We start from the raw sequence: 17090 nt of genomic DNA, 5'->3' as shown, positions 1-17090 counted from the left end.
TAATATCAAAAAGTTTAACAAATATTTTAATTTTTTCATAATGCTTATATTCTTTAATAATATGAATTATATCCCAGTTTCTGCATTGTATGCAGAGAATAATAGAAAAACTGTATATTTAACTTTTGATGATGGGCCATCAGCAAATATAACTAAGGGATTAATTAGTGTATTAAATAATAACGAAGTAAAAGGTACTTTTTTTATAGTAGGTGATTATGCAGGTATATATCCATATGTTTTAAAGTCTTTAGATGAAAATGGTATGTGTATAATGCCACATTGTAATATACATGATTATGCTACATTATATAAAAGTGAAGAAAAATATTTTAAAGATTTAAATAAGTGCAAATCTATTATAGAAGATACAGTAGGTAAGAAAAATTTAAATTTTATAAGATTACCGGGTGGTTCTGATAATACTGTTTCTAATGATAATATATTAACTAATATAAAGAATACTATAATAAATAATGGTGATTATTATATAGATTGGACAATAGCATCTGGTGATGCTGAGTTATCAGAAACTTCAGCAGATTTTATAAAGTCACGAATACGAGATGAAGGTGGGCTATATAATGTAGAAGTAGTTTTAATGCATGATTTAGGAGGCAAATTTACTACTGTAGAAGCACTTCAAGACATAATAAGTTTTTATAAAAATAAAGGATATACTTTTAAAACCTTAAATGAAATTGAAGAATGGGAAATTGAGTATCTAAAAGATATAAAGGTTTTGAATAAATAGAAATAAAAAAATAAGACAAATCATTATTCTTCCAAATAATAATTTGTCTTATTTTTATTTTTTATTATCTAACTTTTTTATAATTACTTCTTTAGCTTTTAGTTCTAGGTCATCATTAATCGGTTCTAGAGTTATATATCCATATTTTTTAGATAAAGCTAAAGTTAAGAATCTATCAGCTAAATCAGGATTCTTAGATAGTAGGGATCCATGGAAATAGCTACAAAATGTATTTTTGTATATGCAACCTTCATTTCCATCTTCACCATTGTTACCATATCCATGGATGCATTTACCTAGAGGATTTAAACCATTAGTGTAAGTTCGGCCAGAGTGATTTTCAAAACCTACATATGTTTCATTAAACTCTTCGTTATATATAACTGTATTTCCTATGAAACGAGTATCTCCGCCCTCAGTATATATATCTAGTATACCAAGACCTTCTATTTTTTCTCCATTTGGAGCTATATAGTATTTTCCAAGTAATTGATATCCACCACAAATGGCGATTACAACTTTTTCATCCTCTATATATTTTTGTAAGCTTGGTTTTTTTATAGTTTTTAAATCATTAGAAACTATTGATTGTTCAAAATCTTGTCCGCCACCGAAAAATAAAATATCTGTATTTTCAGCATCAAAATTATCATTTAGCGATGTATTAATTATATTAACTTTTATCCCTCTTTGTTCTGCTCTATGTTTAAGTATCAAAATGTTACCAACATCACCATAAACATTAAGTAAATCAGGATAAAGATGACAAATATTTAATTCCATTTATAAGCCTCCCTCTTTACCAAAGTTTTTTGATGTAACCTTTTGAATGAAGATATTTTCTAAAATTAATCATAGCAGTATATGTAGCAAGAACGTAAATCTTATCATTTCTACTATTTTTAATCTTTTCTGTTAAGTCTTCAAAGGTTTCTTCAATTATAAACTTATCTTTATTTAAACCAGCAACTTTTAGTCTAACAGCCATGTCATAACATCTTAAACCAGATATAAATATTTCTTCAATACTAAGATTATGTAGCTTTTCAAAATCAACGTCCCATATCCAAGAAACATCAGTACCATCAGCATAATTATCATTTAAAAGGAATGCTGCTGCAAAGGAATCTTTGTTTAAACAAAGTGTATCTAAAGCTTGATTATATCCAGCAGGATTTTTAACTAAAATAATCTTTACATCTTTACCATCTATGTTTAAAGCTTCTTGTCTTCCAAAGCTTGAATCTTGATTTTGTAGAGATTTATTTATTGCTTCATCATTTATACCAATTTCTTTAGTTACAGAATAAGCACAAAGGCCATTATAAATGTTATAAACACCAGACTGACTTATAGTAATATCTAGATCATTAAATTTTACTGTTGAGCTATCAGGAGTTAGTTCTAATACATCATCTACAGCATATTTTAAAGAAGCTCTTTTAAATCCACAGCCTGTACAGTAGAAGTCACCTAAATGGTTGTAAGTGATATGGTTATATTCATAAGGAGACTTGCAGAACTTACAAAACTTTGCATCTGCATTTATTTCTATATCTTTATTATCTCCTATATTAGCATTAAAACCATAAAATACAGTTTTATTTGGAAGATCTAATTTGCCTAAAAGAGATTCATCTCCATTTAAAACTAAAGTAGCTTTGGGAGAAAGTTGAATTCCTTCCAATATCTTAGATAAGGTAGTATAAACTTCACCATATCTATCTAGTTGATCTCTAAAAAGGTTTGTTACAGTTATTATTTCCGGAGAAATATATTCAGTTACATATTTTAAATTAGCCTCATCAACTTCAATAACTGCATAAGAATTTTCAACTTTACTGAAGAATTTATGGTTGTCAATAAAAGTTGTGACTATTCCAGAAAAAAGATTTGCTCCAGTACTGTTGGTAATAACTTTGTTACAAGATTCTTTTATTATGTTATAAATCATACTAGTTGTAGTAGTTTTACCATTGGTTCCTGTAATTAAAACTACTTTATAGCCTTTTGATACTTTAGAAAGTATGTTTTTATCTATTTTTAAGGCCACTTTTCCAGGGAAGGTTGTTCCCCCTTTTAGTATTGTTTTTGTTAGAAAAATTGTAATTTTTGAAGCTATAATGCTTGCTATTGATTTAATACTAATCTTCTTCACCACCCTATAATACTTATCAAATATTATATACAATAATATTAACAGATAATCAATAATTAAAAATAAATTTGATTTTAACTATGAATAGTATATCACAACTTTATATACATATAAAACAAGGTTATTATAAGATTTTATTAATTTCTTGATGTTTGACACTTATAAATATAAAGAAGATAATATAATAAAGTAAAAAATGGGAGGAATTAGTATGGATAATTTTATTTTTAAGAATAAAGCTGGAGCAAAGATTAATTGCTATAAGTGGATAAATAATTCTCAAAAACCAAAAGCTATAATTCAAATAGTCCATGGTATGTCAGAATTGGCTGAGAGATATGATTATTTTGCTAAAAAGCTAGTCGACGAAGGGTATATAGTTTATGCTCATGATCATGATGGACATGGTCATAGTGTAGAAAGCACTGATAAATTAGGATTTATAAATGGAGAAAATAAATTTTATTCAATGCTTGAAGATATAAAACAACTTAATGATATTATCAGAAATGAAAATAAAGAGTTACCATTAATACTGTTTGGACACAGTATGGGATCCTTTTTAAGCCAAAGATATATACAAATATATGGAGATTCTATAGATGCTCTTATACTATCTGGAAGTAATGGAAAACCAAAATTATTTACTAAAGCAGGGTTAATAGTATCTAAGCTACAAATACTTTTTAATGGAGAAAATAAAAGAAGTACTTTAATGGATAAATTATCTTTTGGTGGATTTAATAAAAGTGTTAAAAATTCAAGAACTAATTTTGATTGGTTATGTTCAAATGATAGTGAAGTAGACAAGTATATAGAGGATGATTATTGTGGCTTTATATATCCATCTCATTTTTATTATGACTTAATAAATGGTTTATGGGATATTCATAAAGTGGAAAATATGGAGAGGGTTAAAGAATTAAATATACCAATATACATTTTTTCAGGAGATAGAGATCCGGTTGGATATTTTGGAGAAGGAGTAAAAAATCTTTATGAGGGATATAAAAAGATAGGTGTAAAAGATTTAACCTATAAGATATATAAAGATGGAAGACATGAAATGCTAAATGAAACTAACAAAGATAAAGTTATAAGTGACATTATAAAGTGGTTAGAAGAACATAATAAATAGTATAGATAAGTATATATGTTTCTTATAGAGATATATATACTTATTTTATTTGTAAAAATTTTTAAACTTATTCACATATAAAAGGAAATGATGTAAAATTATGTAGTAATAATATAAAGATGAGGGAAAATATAGTGGATTATAATAGTTTTAGAGAAAAAATTTATTGTATTGAAAAAAGAAGGTTAGCTATATATATATTGCTAAGCTTAATTATATTTAGTTTACTTCAAATAGCTATAGTAAACGATAGTAAAATTGTTAACGACTTTATTAGCGCAGCTGAGTTAATTATAATTATGATATTACTTATGTTTGCTATACATTTAAAAAGTATTAGTAAAAGAGAGATATACGGAGTAATTCAAATATTTCTATTTACAATTTGTATAATTTCTATTATTTTTTTAACTCCGAAATACCAATTTCAAGAAATAAAGATATTTTTAAGCAGAATTGGATATGGCCAGAGCAGTGAATTTTATTTGCTAAATATAATAATGATGTATTATATGATAGCTAAATACAGAAATATTGAAAATAATAGTGATGTTTATTTTGAATATTTGATTTTATTTGGAGTAGTTTTATCTATTACCTTTATAAACAATGTAGTAGATGCTACTTGGATATACTATATATATATTACAATTACGGGAATATTTTTAATAAATATATATAGATACTTAGATACATTCAACTTTTTTTCTGAAAGTAAAATAGACTTATTTAAATTAAATGTAAATATGGCAGCTATAAGTTTTATTGCTAGGGTACTTGGGAATTATATGAAATTATATATAATAACTGATTCAATAAGTATTGTAAGGTTAATTATTTTCGTAAGCTCAATATTTGCCATTATAGTGAATATAACAAAAGAAAATTATAATTTTATATTTAAAGAAACTATTAATACAAATAAAAAGTTAGAGGAACTAAATAAAGAAATAATATATAACAACTATGAGTTAGAGAATGCTTATAGGAAGTTAAGTAATAGACAAAATTTATATAAAGAATTTTTAATGTGTTTACCTAATCCAATAGTAATTATAAATAATAATCTAAGAATATCCTATTGTAATGAGAAGTTTTTAAGTATAATAGGAAAAGATAATTTAAGAGAGGTTGTAAACAGAAGAATAGATTACTATATAAATTTTAATTGTGATATAAGGAAAATTGTTCGGGATATAAATAAAAAACCTTATTCAACGACAATAGATAAGGATGATAAAAAGATAGAGGCAAGATTCTTTTCTTTGAATGAAGAAGAAGCAGAATGTATATTACTACTGAAGGATTTGACTGAGGAAATAAAAATAGCTTCTATGAAAGAAGAGTTGAAAAGTATAAAAATGAAAGAAGAAATAAAGAAAAACTTTTTATCTAATATTTCACATGATTTAAAAGTTCCTATAAATGTTATATATTCTGCTATACAGCTTGAAAAGATATTAATAGAGAATAATGACACTGAAAAGTTAAGTTCATATAATGAAATAAGTAAGCAAAACTGTTTTATACTTACCAAGCTTACCAATAATCTTATAGATATTAGTAAAATAGATTCAGAAAACTTAGAAGCAAATCTAGTTTTAGATAATATAGTAGAATTTGTTGAAGATTATTTATTTTCACTTTCACCTTATATTAAAAATAATGGACTTAATGTACTTTTTGATACAGATGAAGAAGAAATTTTTATCTGCTTTGATAAAGAAATGATGCAAAGAGTTATATTGAATTTAGTAGCAAACTCGTTAAAATTCACTGATGAAGGAGGAACTTTCTTTATAAATATTAAAAACACTAAAGAAGAAGTTTTAATTAAAGTTGGGGATACTGGTATAGGAATGAGCAAAAGTTTCACTAAAAGAGCTTTTAATAAGTATGAAAAGGAATCAAGATCTAAAGATAGTAATAGTAGTGGATTTGGAGTAGGACTTTTTGTTATTTATAATTTAATAAAAGCTCAAAATGGTAATATAGAAATAATGAGTGATTTAGGAAAAGGAACTATTTTCACTATCAAGTTCAATAAATGAAGGGTGATTGAATAATAAATGTTAAGTAAGAAAACAGATTATAGGCATAAAGGTGTAATGTCTAATATATTTATACCTGTACTTTTGGTATTAACTATTATTAACTTATCTTTTGAAATGGTGGATGAATATGCTTTTGTAACAAGAATACTATGTTTTTCAATATCTGTCCTAATATTTATAATAAGCATTATTAAAATTAATAATAAAGATTTAGGAATAATAAGATATATGGGAATTGGGTATTTTTATATAGCTATTGTAAGATTTATAGAATTAGAGCAGATGTTTAATAATCACAAAATTAGTATGACTTTAAGTTTTATTCAACTAATAACATATTTGGAGATTATAAATATAATATCAAGTATTATATTATTTAAGAAAAAATACTCTCCAAAAGTTCAAAATATAGTATTTATTCTAGTTATACCTATAATCTTTGCTATTATAGAAAGTTCATGTAATTTTTTAAATATTAGAGAAAGTATTTATATATTTGATAAGCCAATTATTATTAATGGGATAATAATGATTATATTATTATTTTTAATAATATATATATATAATAAGATGAATATAGATATAAAATATAAGTGGGTTATACATGCTAGTTTATTCACAGTATTAAGTAATTGTTTTATCCTATTAACAGCCATTTTAGACAAAGACCTTTGGTTTTTTGTATGGATAATTAAATTATCATCATATTTTTTTGTTTATGATAAAGTAGAAGAAGCTCTTTTGTATAATTCATATGAAGGTGCATATGAAAATTTAAATAGAGCAAAAAAAGTAAAAATTAATTTAAATAAAAGTTTAAAGCGAAGAGAAAAAGAATTGAAAGAATTAAACCTACTTTTAGAAAAGAGTGAAAAGAAATACTATGATGTAGTCAAAGCCTTTTCAGATGGAGTATTAGTTTTTGAAGATGATATTCTTATGTATTCTAATTACAGTGGAGAGTTATACTATAACACACCAGGTGGAATAACATATGATAAAGATAAATTAAGATTAAATAATATACTAAGTAAAATTACTGAAGAGGAGTATTCAGTTGATGATGAAGTAAACGAATTTACTGCGCAAATTAGTGTTGCTAATGAGAATGGAGAAATAAAAGAACTAGAAATTGATTTAGTAAAGATTTATAATAACAAAAAAATCTTAATGTTTAATGATGTAACAGAAATAATAAAACAAAGAGAAGAAATAGTTAAACTTGAAAAGACAATAAATGATGAAAATATCAAAGAAGAGTTTTATTCAAATATTTCTCATGAGCTTAGAACACCTATAAATGTTATATACTCTGCACTTCAGTTAAACGATATATATTTAAAAAAATGTGAGATAGAAAAAATAAATAGAAATAATAATGTTATAAAACAAAATTGTTTAAGATTAATTAGAACAATAAATAACTTTATGGATAGTAATAAACTTTCAGAAGGATATTTAGATGTAAATAAAAAGGTTTATAATATTGTAGATATAATAGAAAATGTTGTTTTATCATGCAATTTTTATATGGAGTTTAAAGAAACTAAATTAACCTTTGATCCACAATATGAAGAAATATATTTTTACTGTGATAAAAACTGTGTTGAAAGAATAATGTTAAATATATTATCCAATTCTCTAAAATATGGGAAGTACAAAGGTAATATATATGTAATTTTAAGAATAGATGATAAAAAGAATATAGTAATAGAAGTTATGAATGATGCAGAAGCAATTCCAGAAGATAAAAGAAAGGTTATTTTTGATAAATTTACAAAAGTAAATACATCATTAAACAGACCTTCGGAAGGTAGTGGTCTTGGATTGTTTTTAACAAAGGGATTAGTTGAACTGCATGAGGGTGAAATTACAATAGCTGCGGGGAAAAAATATGGAAACATATTTAAAATAACCTTTCCATATAAAGATAATATTAGGAGAAAGAGTAATTATATTAATAATAATGTTGAAATAAATGAGTTACAAGAAAAGGTGAATATAGAATTTTCGGACATATATTTTTAACTACATAAATATAAATATTAATGCATATATAATAATAAATATTTTATAGAGGTGCATTACATGAAAAATAAAGAAAATTCTAATAATAAAAAACTTGTAAATAATCCTAAGAAAGTAAAAAAGAAAAAAGATGTAAGAAAAAGAAAAAGCTTTAATATATTTAAAGTTAATGGAGAATTTAAATTAATTCCACTTATAATTAATATATTAATTCCATTGGGCGGAGGATTTATAGTTGCTTATATAAATAGAAATTCTATTGCTACATATGAAACACTAAATAAATCTATATTTTCTCCACCAGCAATATTGTTTCCAATAGTATGGGCTATATTGTATATACTAATGGGAATAGCTGCATATAGAATATACATGAGAAATAAGCAAGGTGTTGATGATAAAGGTGCATACTTTTTTTATTTAGTTCAGCTTATAGTTAATTTTATGTGGTCTTTTATATTTTTTACTTTTAGATTATATGGAATTTCATTCTTATGGATACTACTATTATTTGTACTAGTAGTAGTAACTTTTATTAAGTTTATAAGAGTTGATAAAGTTGCTGCAATATTATTAATTCCATACATTATATGGCTCGTTTTTGCAGGGATTTTAAATTATTTTATCTGGTTACTTAATGAAATGTAAATTAATATGTAGTATAATAAAAATAAGCCTTCTTTCGAAGGTTTATTTTATTTAGAAAGGAAGTTTCTATGGGGAAAGCTTTATTTATAGCAGAGAAACCATCAGTAGCTATGGATTTTGTAAAGCTACTTAATGTTAATGGGAAAAGAAATAATGGATATATAGAGGGAGAAAAAAGTATTTTTACATGGTGTGTTGGACATATGGTTACCATGAGTTATCCAGAAGTTTATGATGAGAAGCTAAAATTTTGGAACTTAAGAGATTTGCCTTTTTTGCCTAGAGAATATAAATATGAGATTATATCTTCAGCTTCAAATCAATTTAATATTGTTAGTAATTTAATGAATAGAGAAGATGTAGATAGCATATATGTATGTACAGACTCAGGGAGAGAAGGAGAATACATATATAGGTTAGTAGATGATATGGCTGGAAACCCAAATAAAATAAAAAAAAGAGTTTGGATTGACTCTCAAACAGAAGAAGAGGTTAAAAGAGGAATAAAAGAAGCAAAACCATTATCAGAGTACGATTCATTAGCACACTCAGCATATTTAAGAGCAAAAGAAGATTATATATTTGGTATTAATTTTTCAAGGTTATTAACTCTTATGTACGGAAAAACATTAGCTAATGCTTTAAAAAAAGATAAAAATGTAGTTGTTGCAGTTGGAAGAGTTATGACATGCGTTCTTGGAATGGTAGTAGATAAAGAAAGAGAAATAAGAAATTTTAAAAAAACATCCTTTTATAAAGTTTCAGGAGAGTTTTTAAAAGAAAATGATGAGGCAATAATAAAGGGTGATTGGAAAGCTATTGAAGGATCGAACTATTTTGAATCACCTAAGCTTTATAATGAGGTTGGCTTCAAAAAGAAAGATGATGCAGAAGTTTTAATTAAGGAGTTAAGAGATATAGGTTTTGGAGTAGTTAAAGAAGTAAAGAAAACAAAAGAGAAAAAGAATGCACCGCTTTTATATAATTTAGCGGAACTTCAAAATGAGTGCACAAAAAGGTTTAAAATAAGTCCAGATGAAACATTAAAAATAGTTCAAGGGCTTTATGAAAAAAAGATGGTTACATATCCAAGAACTGATGCTAGAGTATTATCTACTGCAGTAGCAAAGGGAATAAAGAGTAACATAATAAAACTTAAAAATATGCCTATTACAGAAGAATTAACTAGCATTGCAGAAAAAATATTAGAAAAAGATTATTCAAAATCTATAATGAAAAGTAAGTACGTTGATGATAGCAAGATTACCGATCACTATGCTATTATACCAACAGGAGAAGGAAAAGATACTCTATCTAAATTAGGAAATTTAGATAAACAGGTGTACTATCTTATACTTAGAAGATTTCTAGCGATTTTTTATCCACCAGCACAATACAATAAAATGTCTGTAACAATTGGAGTTGGAAATGAAAATTTTATTTTAAATAAAAAAATATGTATAGATAAAGGATATTTAATTGTAGTTGGAAATGAAAAGGAAGAGGATCAAGAAGCTTTTCCAGAAAACATAAGAAAAGGAATAAAGTTAAATATTAAGGATTTAGAAATAAAAGAAGGTGAAACTTCGCCTCCAAAGAGATATACAACAGGTTCTATGATAATAGCTATGGAAAATGCAGGTAAATTAATAGAGGATGAAGAGTTAAGAGAGCATATAAAGGGAGCTGGAATAGGTACATCAGCTACAAGAGCAGAAATACTTAAAAAGTTAATAAATATAGAGTATATTCAATCAAATAAGAAAACACAAATTATAACACCAACAGAGCTTGGAGAAATGATTTATGAAGCTATAAATGCATCGATACCGTCACTTTTAAATCCATCATTAACAGCTTCTTGGGAAAAGGGACTAAAGATGGTTAATGATAAAGAAATAAATCCTGATGAGTTTATGTTTAAATTAGAAGCATATACTAGAAAGAATACAGCAAGAGTGCTAAATAATTCTAATATAACACTTTTAAATACAAAGCTATTAAAAATAAAAAATCAATAATAATTCAATAATTTGGGCAATAAATTTAACATATGTGGTAACTTACGTATTTAGAATGTTTTTTACTATTTAGGAAATTATATTTTTATATTTATTATTTATTGCCATTTTAAGATAAATAAAAATTCAAAAATTAGTAAAGTTAGATTGTATAACTGTACTAATTTTTGAATTTTATTTTTTAATTCTTTATTTTATAAACATTAAAAATAAACTATAAAAGGCAGGAGCCAGAAATACTGTCATTATACCAGCAATTCCAATTGAAAGAGAGCTCATTGCTCCTTCAGTTTCACCAAATTCTAAAGCTTTTGTTGTTCCAATGGCATGAGAGGCTGTCCCTAATGCAATTCCAATAGCTACTTTGTCTTTAATTTTAAAGAATTTGCATAATATAGGACCTATAATAGCACCTATTATTCCTGATAAAATTATAGATAAAACTGTTACAGGAGCTAAGCCGCCAAGTTGGTTTGTTATTTCTATACCTATAGGTGTTGTTACTGATTTTGAAAGTAATGATATAGTAATAACATTCTCTACACCGAATACAGAACATAATATCAGTACTGATATTATGCCTATACTGCTTCCTATTAGAACCCCAGTAAAAATTGGAACCAGATGCTTCTTTAATAGTTGCAATTGCTTGTATAAAGGAACTGCAAGTACCACTGTAGCAGGGCCTAAGAACATATTTATAAACTGTCCGCCTTTATTGTATGATTCAAAATCTATGTTAAATACTATTAAAAATCCTATAACTATAGCAATAGCTATTAAAAGTGGATTAAATAGTGGAAATTTAGTTTTCTTGTAAATAAATAGACCAATTTCAAATGCTATTAGCGAAATTACTACTCCGAATAATATATTTTCAGTTAAAATATTCATTATTTTGATTCAGATCCTTTCTTAATATTTTTCCTTTGTAAATTCATAATAAATTGAACAATTAATCCTGTAGTTACTATTACAATAGCTGTAGTAACTACACAAAGTAATATTATTAAAAGTAAACTATCCTTAATAGATGTGAATGAGTTTAATAATCCTACACCTGCTGGAATAAAGAAAAATGCCAAATGATCCAAAAAGAAATCAGATATATTTTCAACTTTTTCAACCTTTATTACTTTAGTACATAATAAAACTAACAATATTAACATTCCTAAAATATTACCTGGTATAGGCAAAGAGAACCATCGACAAATTATCTCTCCAAGCAAATAAATGCCAAGTATTATTATAGCTTCTCTAAATATTTTCATTTTAAGACCTCCTTAGTAATCCAATTAATAATTTATCACTATTGATTAAATAAGTAAATGATGTGGTAAGCTTTACTTTAAAATTTATTTATTAAAGACATAAATAGGGTATAAAGTAAATTAAAAATTAAAAAGTCTTATTTTTTAACAAAATTAGAGTCAATTTCATACTATAAAGCATAGTAATGATTAGAATTAGAATATAGATTTTAGGAGGGGAAATGAAAAATAAGTTAATTAAAATTGCATCATTAGTAGCGTTAATAGGAATAACCACATTTAATTTTATTTCATGTGCGAAAGATAAGGAACCTATAGGAAAAAAATTAACAAAGGTTAGATTAAATGAAGTTGTTCGTTCTGTTTTTTATGCACCAATGTATGTTGCCATAAATGAAGGATTTTTTGAAGAAGAGGGGTTAGTGATAGACTTATCAACAGGTCAAGGTGCAGATAAGACAATGCAACAAGTTTTAAGTAAAAATGCAGATATAGGATTTTGTGGACCAGAACAAACAATCTATATTAATAACCAAGGAAGAGAAGACTATCCAGTGCTTTTTGCTCAATTAACACAAACAGATGGAGCCTTTTTAGTTGGTAGAGAAGCAGAAGAAAATTTTGATTGGAAAAACTTAAAGGGAGCAGAAATTATAGGAGGTAGACCGGGTGGAGTACCTCAGATGGCTTTTGAATATGTATTAAGACAAAATGGTATAGACCCTAAAACAGATGTTAATTTAGTAACTAATATAGACTTTACAGCTACAGCGGGGGCATTTAAAGCTGGGACAGGTAAATATGTAACGCTATTTGAACCAACAGCTTCAATGATTGAAAAAGAAGGTAGTGGAAAGGTAATAGCATCAATAGGAAAAGCAGTGGGAGATTTACCTTATACTTGCTTCTTCTCAACTAAATCATATATGGATAAAAATCCAGAGATAATACAAAAGTTTACTAATGCAATTTATAAAGGTCAGAAATGGGTAGAAACACATAGTAATGAAGAAGTAGCTGAATCAATAGCTTCATTCTTCCCAGGAACAGATAAGGATATAATAATTTTAGTTGTTAAAAATTATAAGGAAATAAATGCCATAGCAATCAAGCCGTCAATAGAGGAAGAAGATTTAACTAGATTAATGGATGTTATAGAAAGTTATGATAAAACTTTATTACCAGATAGACCATCATTTGAAAAAATAGTTAATAATGATTTTGCAGAAAAAGCTATGAAATCTAAATAAATTTTCAAATGCTAGCTCTAGAAAACTAGAGCTAGCTAACAAACTTCTTTCTATAAATATTTACATAAACTAGAAAGGAGGTATAAATTTGAGTTTAATAGATATATCAAATATTAGTTTAGCTTATCATTCTTTAAAGGGAGAAACCAATGCTATAGAAAATTTAAATTTCTCAATAGAAAAGGGAGATTTTGTTAGTATAATAGGACCCTCAGGTTGTGGAAAATCAACATTATTAAATATACTAAGTGGTCTTTTAAAACCTTCAGGGGGAGAAATTGTTTATAATGACAAAAATGTAGATAATAGATTAGATAAAATGGGTTACATGTTTCAAAAGGACTATTTGTTTGAATGGCTTTCAGTTTGGAGTAATGTCTTATTAGGTTTAAAAATTAAAGGATTAGATAATGAGGAAAATAGAAAAAGAGCAGATGAGCTTTTAAGAAACTATCAATTAGCAAAATTTAAAGAGCATAAACCAAGTGAACTTTCAGGAGGTATGAGACAAAGAGTAGCATTAATAAGAACTCTTGCTTTAAATCCAGATGTGCTGCTTTTAGATGAACCTTTTTCAGCCTTAGATTATCAAACAAGACTTAAAGTTTGCGATGATGTGAAAGGAATAATAAAAAAAGAAGGAAAAACAGCAATAATGGTTACTCACGATTTAGGTGAAGCAATTGCAACTTCTGATAGAATAATAATGCTTACTAAAAGACCAGCAAAGTTAAAGTTAGATATAAAGATAGATTTCAAAAATACTGAAGCAACTCCATTTCAAAGAAGAAAAGAACCAGAATTTAATGAGTACTTTAATTTATTATGGAAGGAGATTGACAAGGTAAATGAGTAAGGAACATGAAAAATATATAAAAAAAGTAAAAAGAGATAGAATAAAAATAGCTGTCTTTAGAATAGCTATTTTAGTTATATTTATTGCTCTTTGGGAAATTGCAGCAAGACTTAAATGGATAGATCCATTTTTAACATCAAGTCCGTCTAGGATAGTCGATTCCTTTATGTCTTTTGCAAAACAAGGAACTTTAGTAACTCATATACTGGTAACTTGCTATGAGACTATATTAGGATTTACGTTAGGAACGGTGATTGGAACAATAATAGCTATAATATTATGGGCATCGCCTTTCACTTCAAAAGTATTAGATCCATACTTAGTAGTTTTAAACGCATTACCAAAGGTTGCTCTCGCACCAATAGTAATATTTTGGGTTGGAAATGGAACTACAGCTATAATAGTTATAGCACTCCTTATTTCCATAGTAACAACTATAATTACAGTTTTAACAGGTTTTAATGAAGTTGATAAAGGTAAATTAAAGCTTATGCAGACACTTCAGGCAACAAAGTTTCAAACACTAAAATATCTTATATTCCCAGCTAATATTCAAGTGTTAATTTCAGCACTTAAAATAAATGTCGGATTATCATGGGTAGGCGTTATTATGGGAGAGTTCTTAGTTGCAAGAGAGGGTTTAGGGTTCTTGATAGTATATGGTGGACAAATATCACAATTAGATATGGTTATGATGAGTATAGTAATTCTTTCAGTAATAGCATTTATAATGTATAAGGCTGTATCAAAATTAGAAGAAAAATTAAAAAGTATAAATTAAATCTAGTATTTGAATAGAAAAGCTAATAACGATAAATGTTATTAGCTTTTTAAAATTGACTTAAATATAAATTTAAATATATTTAAAAATTTTTGTTTGTTTTAAATATATTTAAAATGAAACTTAACTATAGGGGAAAATTTGTAAATATTTCAATTGTAAATATTAAAAATATCTGATAAAATGTATATTATGTTATTAATATGTAGATAAAATAAAAAGGTGGAGGAAGTTATGAAAAGAATAGAAAAGCTTTTTTCTACTATAAGAAAGCCTTTGAAATCGTTTTTTGGAAAGCTAGGAAAGATATTTAAACCAGTTATAAATGGAGTTAATAGGACAAGTGATAAAGTGAAAACTATTTATAAAAAAGCAAACGATAAAAATCCTTATGTAGAGCCTATTGTTGTAATAGGAGTTTCTTGTTTTTTTGTTCTTGTTATGATATTAGGAATAAAGAGTCTTACAACTGTAGAAGAAGTTAACATAACTAAAAATAATGCAGAATATTTATATTATGAAGGCAAGTACGATGAAGCAATAGAAGAATATAATAAAATGCAAAATGATGAAAAGTGGCCAATATGGAAAGCGAAAGTAGCAGATTTATACTCATTAAAAGGAGACTTTAAAAAGTCAAATACTCTTTTAAAAGAAGTAATGATAAAAAGAGATAAACTTATAAAAGAAGAAGGTTTTGATAAATATAAAGACAGAGATGCAGAACTTATAAATTCTATGCTATTTACATTTATAATGAATAAACAATATGATGAAGCTATTTCATTAGGAGAAAGCTATATAAGTAGCCATGGACAAAATAAAGAAATTCTAAAAACTTTATTTGCAGCTTACATTTCAAACAATTATATATATAAAGCAGAAGAATTAACTGAAACATATCCATTAGATAAAAATTCTCCTTATGATATATCTGTTTTAGCTAATATGAATATGCTTATTAATAGATGGGATAATGGGTTAGAATTATTAAAAGATGCATGGAATTTAAATAGAAATGAGATGAAAATTTACGACGTAATAAGTGATATGTATTTATTTAATAAAGAAGAGTTAATTAGATCATTAGAAGATATTGTAGATAAAAATCCAAGTGAAGATTCTTATAAGATGTTATTAGCAAAGGCGTATTCAATGTCTACTAAAACAGCTAATAAGGGAGAGGATCTAATTAACAATTTAGAAGATAAAAACATAAATAGTTCAGCTAGTGATATTATAAAGTTTGAGATTTATAATATTACAAATAGAAAAGATGAAGCTAAAGAATATTTAGATGATGCTTCTAGAAAAGCTAAAAAAGAAGGTAAAGAATCATATATATCATACTACATCTCGTCATTAAAGGCTTTTAATGATAAGAAATATGATGAAGCTCTTATTTTAGCTAAAAAAAGCATATTATCCAAAAAGGATTATCCTAATAGTTATGGAGTATTAGTTCCAAAGATATTATTAGAAAAAGGAAATGTGAAACCGACTGAGTCTTACTTAAGGGCTGCAATACAAAAAGAGCCTTTTAACTACGGAATGGTACTTAGAGTAGCTGATTATTATTCCAATTTACAATCAAATAATGAGAAGGCAAAAGAATATTATGGATGGGCACTAAATATTAAAAAAGATGACAGCAATTTATTATATAAATTAGCTAATTTAGATATAGTAGATGGAAAATGGGATGAGGCAATAAACAAATTAAACGAAGCAATGAAGTTAGATGAAAATAATTCTAAATACTATAGAGCATTAGGAGCTGTATATTTAAATAAAAAAATGAATGATGAAGGAATAGAATTTACTAGGAAATCTTATTCTATGAATGAAAATGATATGCTAGCATTAAGTAATGCAGGTTGGTATTATATAAATGTTGAAAAAGATATAGCTAGAGGATATGAAAATATTAAAGCAGCTTATGAGGGAATGCCAACAAGTATGGATGAAACAACTAAAAACTCTATTATAGATAATTATAATAAATCTAAGAAGTTATATGAAGAATTTTTAAAGGATGATTCAAAAGAATTAAAAATTCCAACATTAACATTATTTTATTAAAAAGTGCCAATAGGCACTTTTTTAATTTATAAGGAAATTTACATATATC

At 26.1% G+C, this 17090-nt stretch carries 14 protein-coding genes; 10 read left to right on the top strand and 4 right to left on the bottom strand.

The window, feature by feature from the left end; genetic code table 11:
• Positions 1 to 61: 61 nt before the first annotated feature.
• Positions 62 to 754: a polysaccharide deacetylase family protein gene (locus tag ACYUEX_RS08610; RefSeq protein WP_460287632.1), complete on the top strand. Its 693-nt coding sequence runs from the start codon at positions 62 to 64 to the stop codon at positions 752 to 754.
• Between the two features lie 54 nt (positions 755 to 808).
• Here ACYUEX_RS08610 and ACYUEX_RS08605 read toward each other — a convergent pair whose 3' ends face one another.
• Positions 809 to 1537 (bottom strand): type 1 glutamine amidotransferase, encoded by a 729-nt coding sequence (locus tag ACYUEX_RS08605; protein WP_460287630.1) that lies wholly within the window; start codon positions 1535 to 1537, stop codon positions 809 to 811.
• 16 nt (positions 1538 to 1553) lie between these two features.
• Positions 1554 to 2912 (bottom strand): MurT ligase domain-containing protein, encoded by a 1359-nt coding sequence (locus ACYUEX_RS08600; RefSeq protein ID WP_460287628.1) that lies wholly within the window; start codon positions 2910 to 2912, stop codon positions 1554 to 1556.
• A 211-nt stretch (positions 2913 to 3123) separates the two neighbouring features.
• On the opposite strand from ACYUEX_RS08600, the gene ACYUEX_RS08595 reads away from it, so the two are divergent.
• The 5 genes from ACYUEX_RS08595 (at position 3124) to ACYUEX_RS08575 (ending at position 10801) form a co-directional block, all read left to right on the top strand.
• Complete coding sequence (locus ACYUEX_RS08595; RefSeq protein WP_460287627.1) at positions 3124 to 4050, top strand: lysophospholipase; 927 nt, start codon at positions 3124 to 3126, stop codon at positions 4048 to 4050.
• A 119-nt stretch (positions 4051 to 4169) separates the two neighbouring features.
• On the top strand, positions 4170 to 6101 hold the full coding sequence (locus ACYUEX_RS08590) for a sensor histidine kinase (RefSeq protein ID WP_460287626.1): 1932 nt from the start codon (positions 4170 to 4172) through the stop codon (positions 6099 to 6101).
• Positions 6102 to 6119: 18 nt separating this feature from the next.
• Positions 6120 to 8132, top strand: a complete 2013-nt coding sequence (locus ACYUEX_RS08585; protein WP_460287624.1) for a sensor histidine kinase — start codon at positions 6120 to 6122, stop codon at positions 8130 to 8132.
• A 60-nt stretch (positions 8133 to 8192) separates the two neighbouring features.
• A complete protein-coding gene (locus tag ACYUEX_RS08580; RefSeq protein ID WP_411168157.1) occupies positions 8193 to 8780 on the top strand; it encodes a TspO/MBR family protein in 588 nt (195 codons plus the stop codon).
• A 68-nt stretch (positions 8781 to 8848) separates the two neighbouring features.
• Positions 8849 to 10801 carry a DNA topoisomerase gene (locus tag ACYUEX_RS08575; RefSeq protein ID WP_460287623.1) on the top strand — a complete coding sequence of 651 codons (1953 nt, stop codon included), beginning with the start codon at positions 8849 to 8851 and terminating at the stop codon, positions 10799 to 10801.
• 189 nt (positions 10802 to 10990) lie between these two features.
• Here the strand turns inward: ACYUEX_RS08575 and ACYUEX_RS08570 are convergent, their stop codons facing one another.
• Both ACYUEX_RS08570 and ACYUEX_RS08565 read right to left on the bottom strand, forming a co-directional pair.
• Entirely contained in the window at positions 10991 to 11695 is a 705-nt protein-coding gene (locus ACYUEX_RS08570; RefSeq protein ID WP_460287622.1) for an LrgB family protein, read from the bottom strand.
• A complete protein-coding gene (locus ACYUEX_RS08565; protein WP_460287621.1) occupies positions 11695 to 12072 on the bottom strand; it encodes a CidA/LrgA family protein in 378 nt (125 codons plus the stop codon). Before ACYUEX_RS08565 ends, ACYUEX_RS08570 begins: the two co-directional genes overlap by 1 nt.
• A gap of 221 nt (positions 12073 to 12293) precedes the next feature.
• Between ACYUEX_RS08565 and ACYUEX_RS08560 the strand changes: the two genes are divergently transcribed.
• The 4 genes from ACYUEX_RS08560 to ACYUEX_RS08545 all read left to right on the top strand — a co-directional run bounded on the left by ACYUEX_RS08560 (position 12294) and on the right by ACYUEX_RS08545 (position 17041).
• The gene (locus ACYUEX_RS08560) at positions 12294 to 13322 is read left to right on the top strand and encodes an ABC transporter substrate-binding protein (RefSeq protein WP_460287619.1); all 1029 of its coding nucleotides are present in this window, start codon (positions 12294 to 12296) and stop codon (positions 13320 to 13322) included.
• A gap of 88 nt (positions 13323 to 13410) precedes the next feature.
• Entirely contained in the window at positions 13411 to 14178 is a 768-nt protein-coding gene (locus ACYUEX_RS08555) for an ABC transporter ATP-binding protein (RefSeq protein ID WP_460287618.1), read from the top strand.
• Positions 14171 to 14959 (top strand): ABC transporter permease, encoded by a 789-nt coding sequence (locus ACYUEX_RS08550; RefSeq protein WP_411168151.1) that lies wholly within the window; start codon positions 14171 to 14173, stop codon positions 14957 to 14959. Before ACYUEX_RS08555 ends, ACYUEX_RS08550 begins: the two co-directional genes overlap by 8 nt.
• 234 nt (positions 14960 to 15193) lie before the next feature.
• Positions 15194 to 17041 carry a tetratricopeptide repeat protein gene (locus ACYUEX_RS08545; protein WP_460287615.1) on the top strand — a complete coding sequence of 616 codons (1848 nt, stop codon included), beginning with the start codon at positions 15194 to 15196 and terminating at the stop codon, positions 17039 to 17041.
• Positions 17042 to 17090 lie beyond the last annotated feature (49 nt).

The sequence above is a fragment of the Clostridium sp. CTA-7 genome (assembly GCF_054768095.1).
This window is presented reverse-complemented; position numbering and strand designations above follow the sequence as displayed.

Excerpts from the sequence above, each read along its gene's own strand:
- ACYUEX_RS08610 (WP_460287632.1), top strand. The coding sequence starts at position 62 with ATGAATTATATCCCAGTTTCTGCATTGTATGCAGAGAATAATAGAAAA.
- ACYUEX_RS08605 (WP_460287630.1), bottom strand. The coding sequence starts at position 1,537 with ATGGAATTAAATATTTGTCATCTTTATCCTGATTTACTTAATGTTTAT.
- ACYUEX_RS08595 (WP_460287627.1), top strand. The coding sequence starts at position 3,124 with ATGGATAATTTTATTTTTAAGAATAAAGCTGGAGCAAAGATTAATTGC.
- ACYUEX_RS08590 (WP_460287626.1), top strand. The coding sequence starts at position 4,170 with ATGAGGGAAAATATAGTGGATTATAATAGTTTTAGAGAAAAAATTTAT.
- ACYUEX_RS08585 (WP_460287624.1), top strand. The coding sequence starts at position 6,120 with ATGTTAAGTAAGAAAACAGATTATAGGCATAAAGGTGTAATGTCTAAT.
- ACYUEX_RS08580 (WP_411168157.1), top strand. The coding sequence starts at position 8,193 with ATGAAAAATAAAGAAAATTCTAATAATAAAAAACTTGTAAATAATCCT.
- ACYUEX_RS08575 (WP_460287623.1), top strand. The coding sequence starts at position 8,849 with ATGGGGAAAGCTTTATTTATAGCAGAGAAACCATCAGTAGCTATGGAT.
- ACYUEX_RS08570 (WP_460287622.1), bottom strand. The coding sequence starts at position 11,695 with ATGAATATTTTAACTGAAAATATATTATTCGGAGTAGTAATTTCGCTA.
- ACYUEX_RS08565 (WP_460287621.1), bottom strand. The coding sequence starts at position 12,072 with ATGAAAATATTTAGAGAAGCTATAATAATACTTGGCATTTATTTGCTT.
- ACYUEX_RS08560 (WP_460287619.1), top strand. The coding sequence starts at position 12,294 with ATGAAAAATAAGTTAATTAAAATTGCATCATTAGTAGCGTTAATAGGA.
- ACYUEX_RS08550 (WP_411168151.1), top strand. The coding sequence starts at position 14,171 with ATGAGTAAGGAACATGAAAAATATATAAAAAAAGTAAAAAGAGATAGA.
- ACYUEX_RS08545 (WP_460287615.1), top strand. The coding sequence starts at position 15,194 with ATGAAAAGAATAGAAAAGCTTTTTTCTACTATAAGAAAGCCTTTGAAA.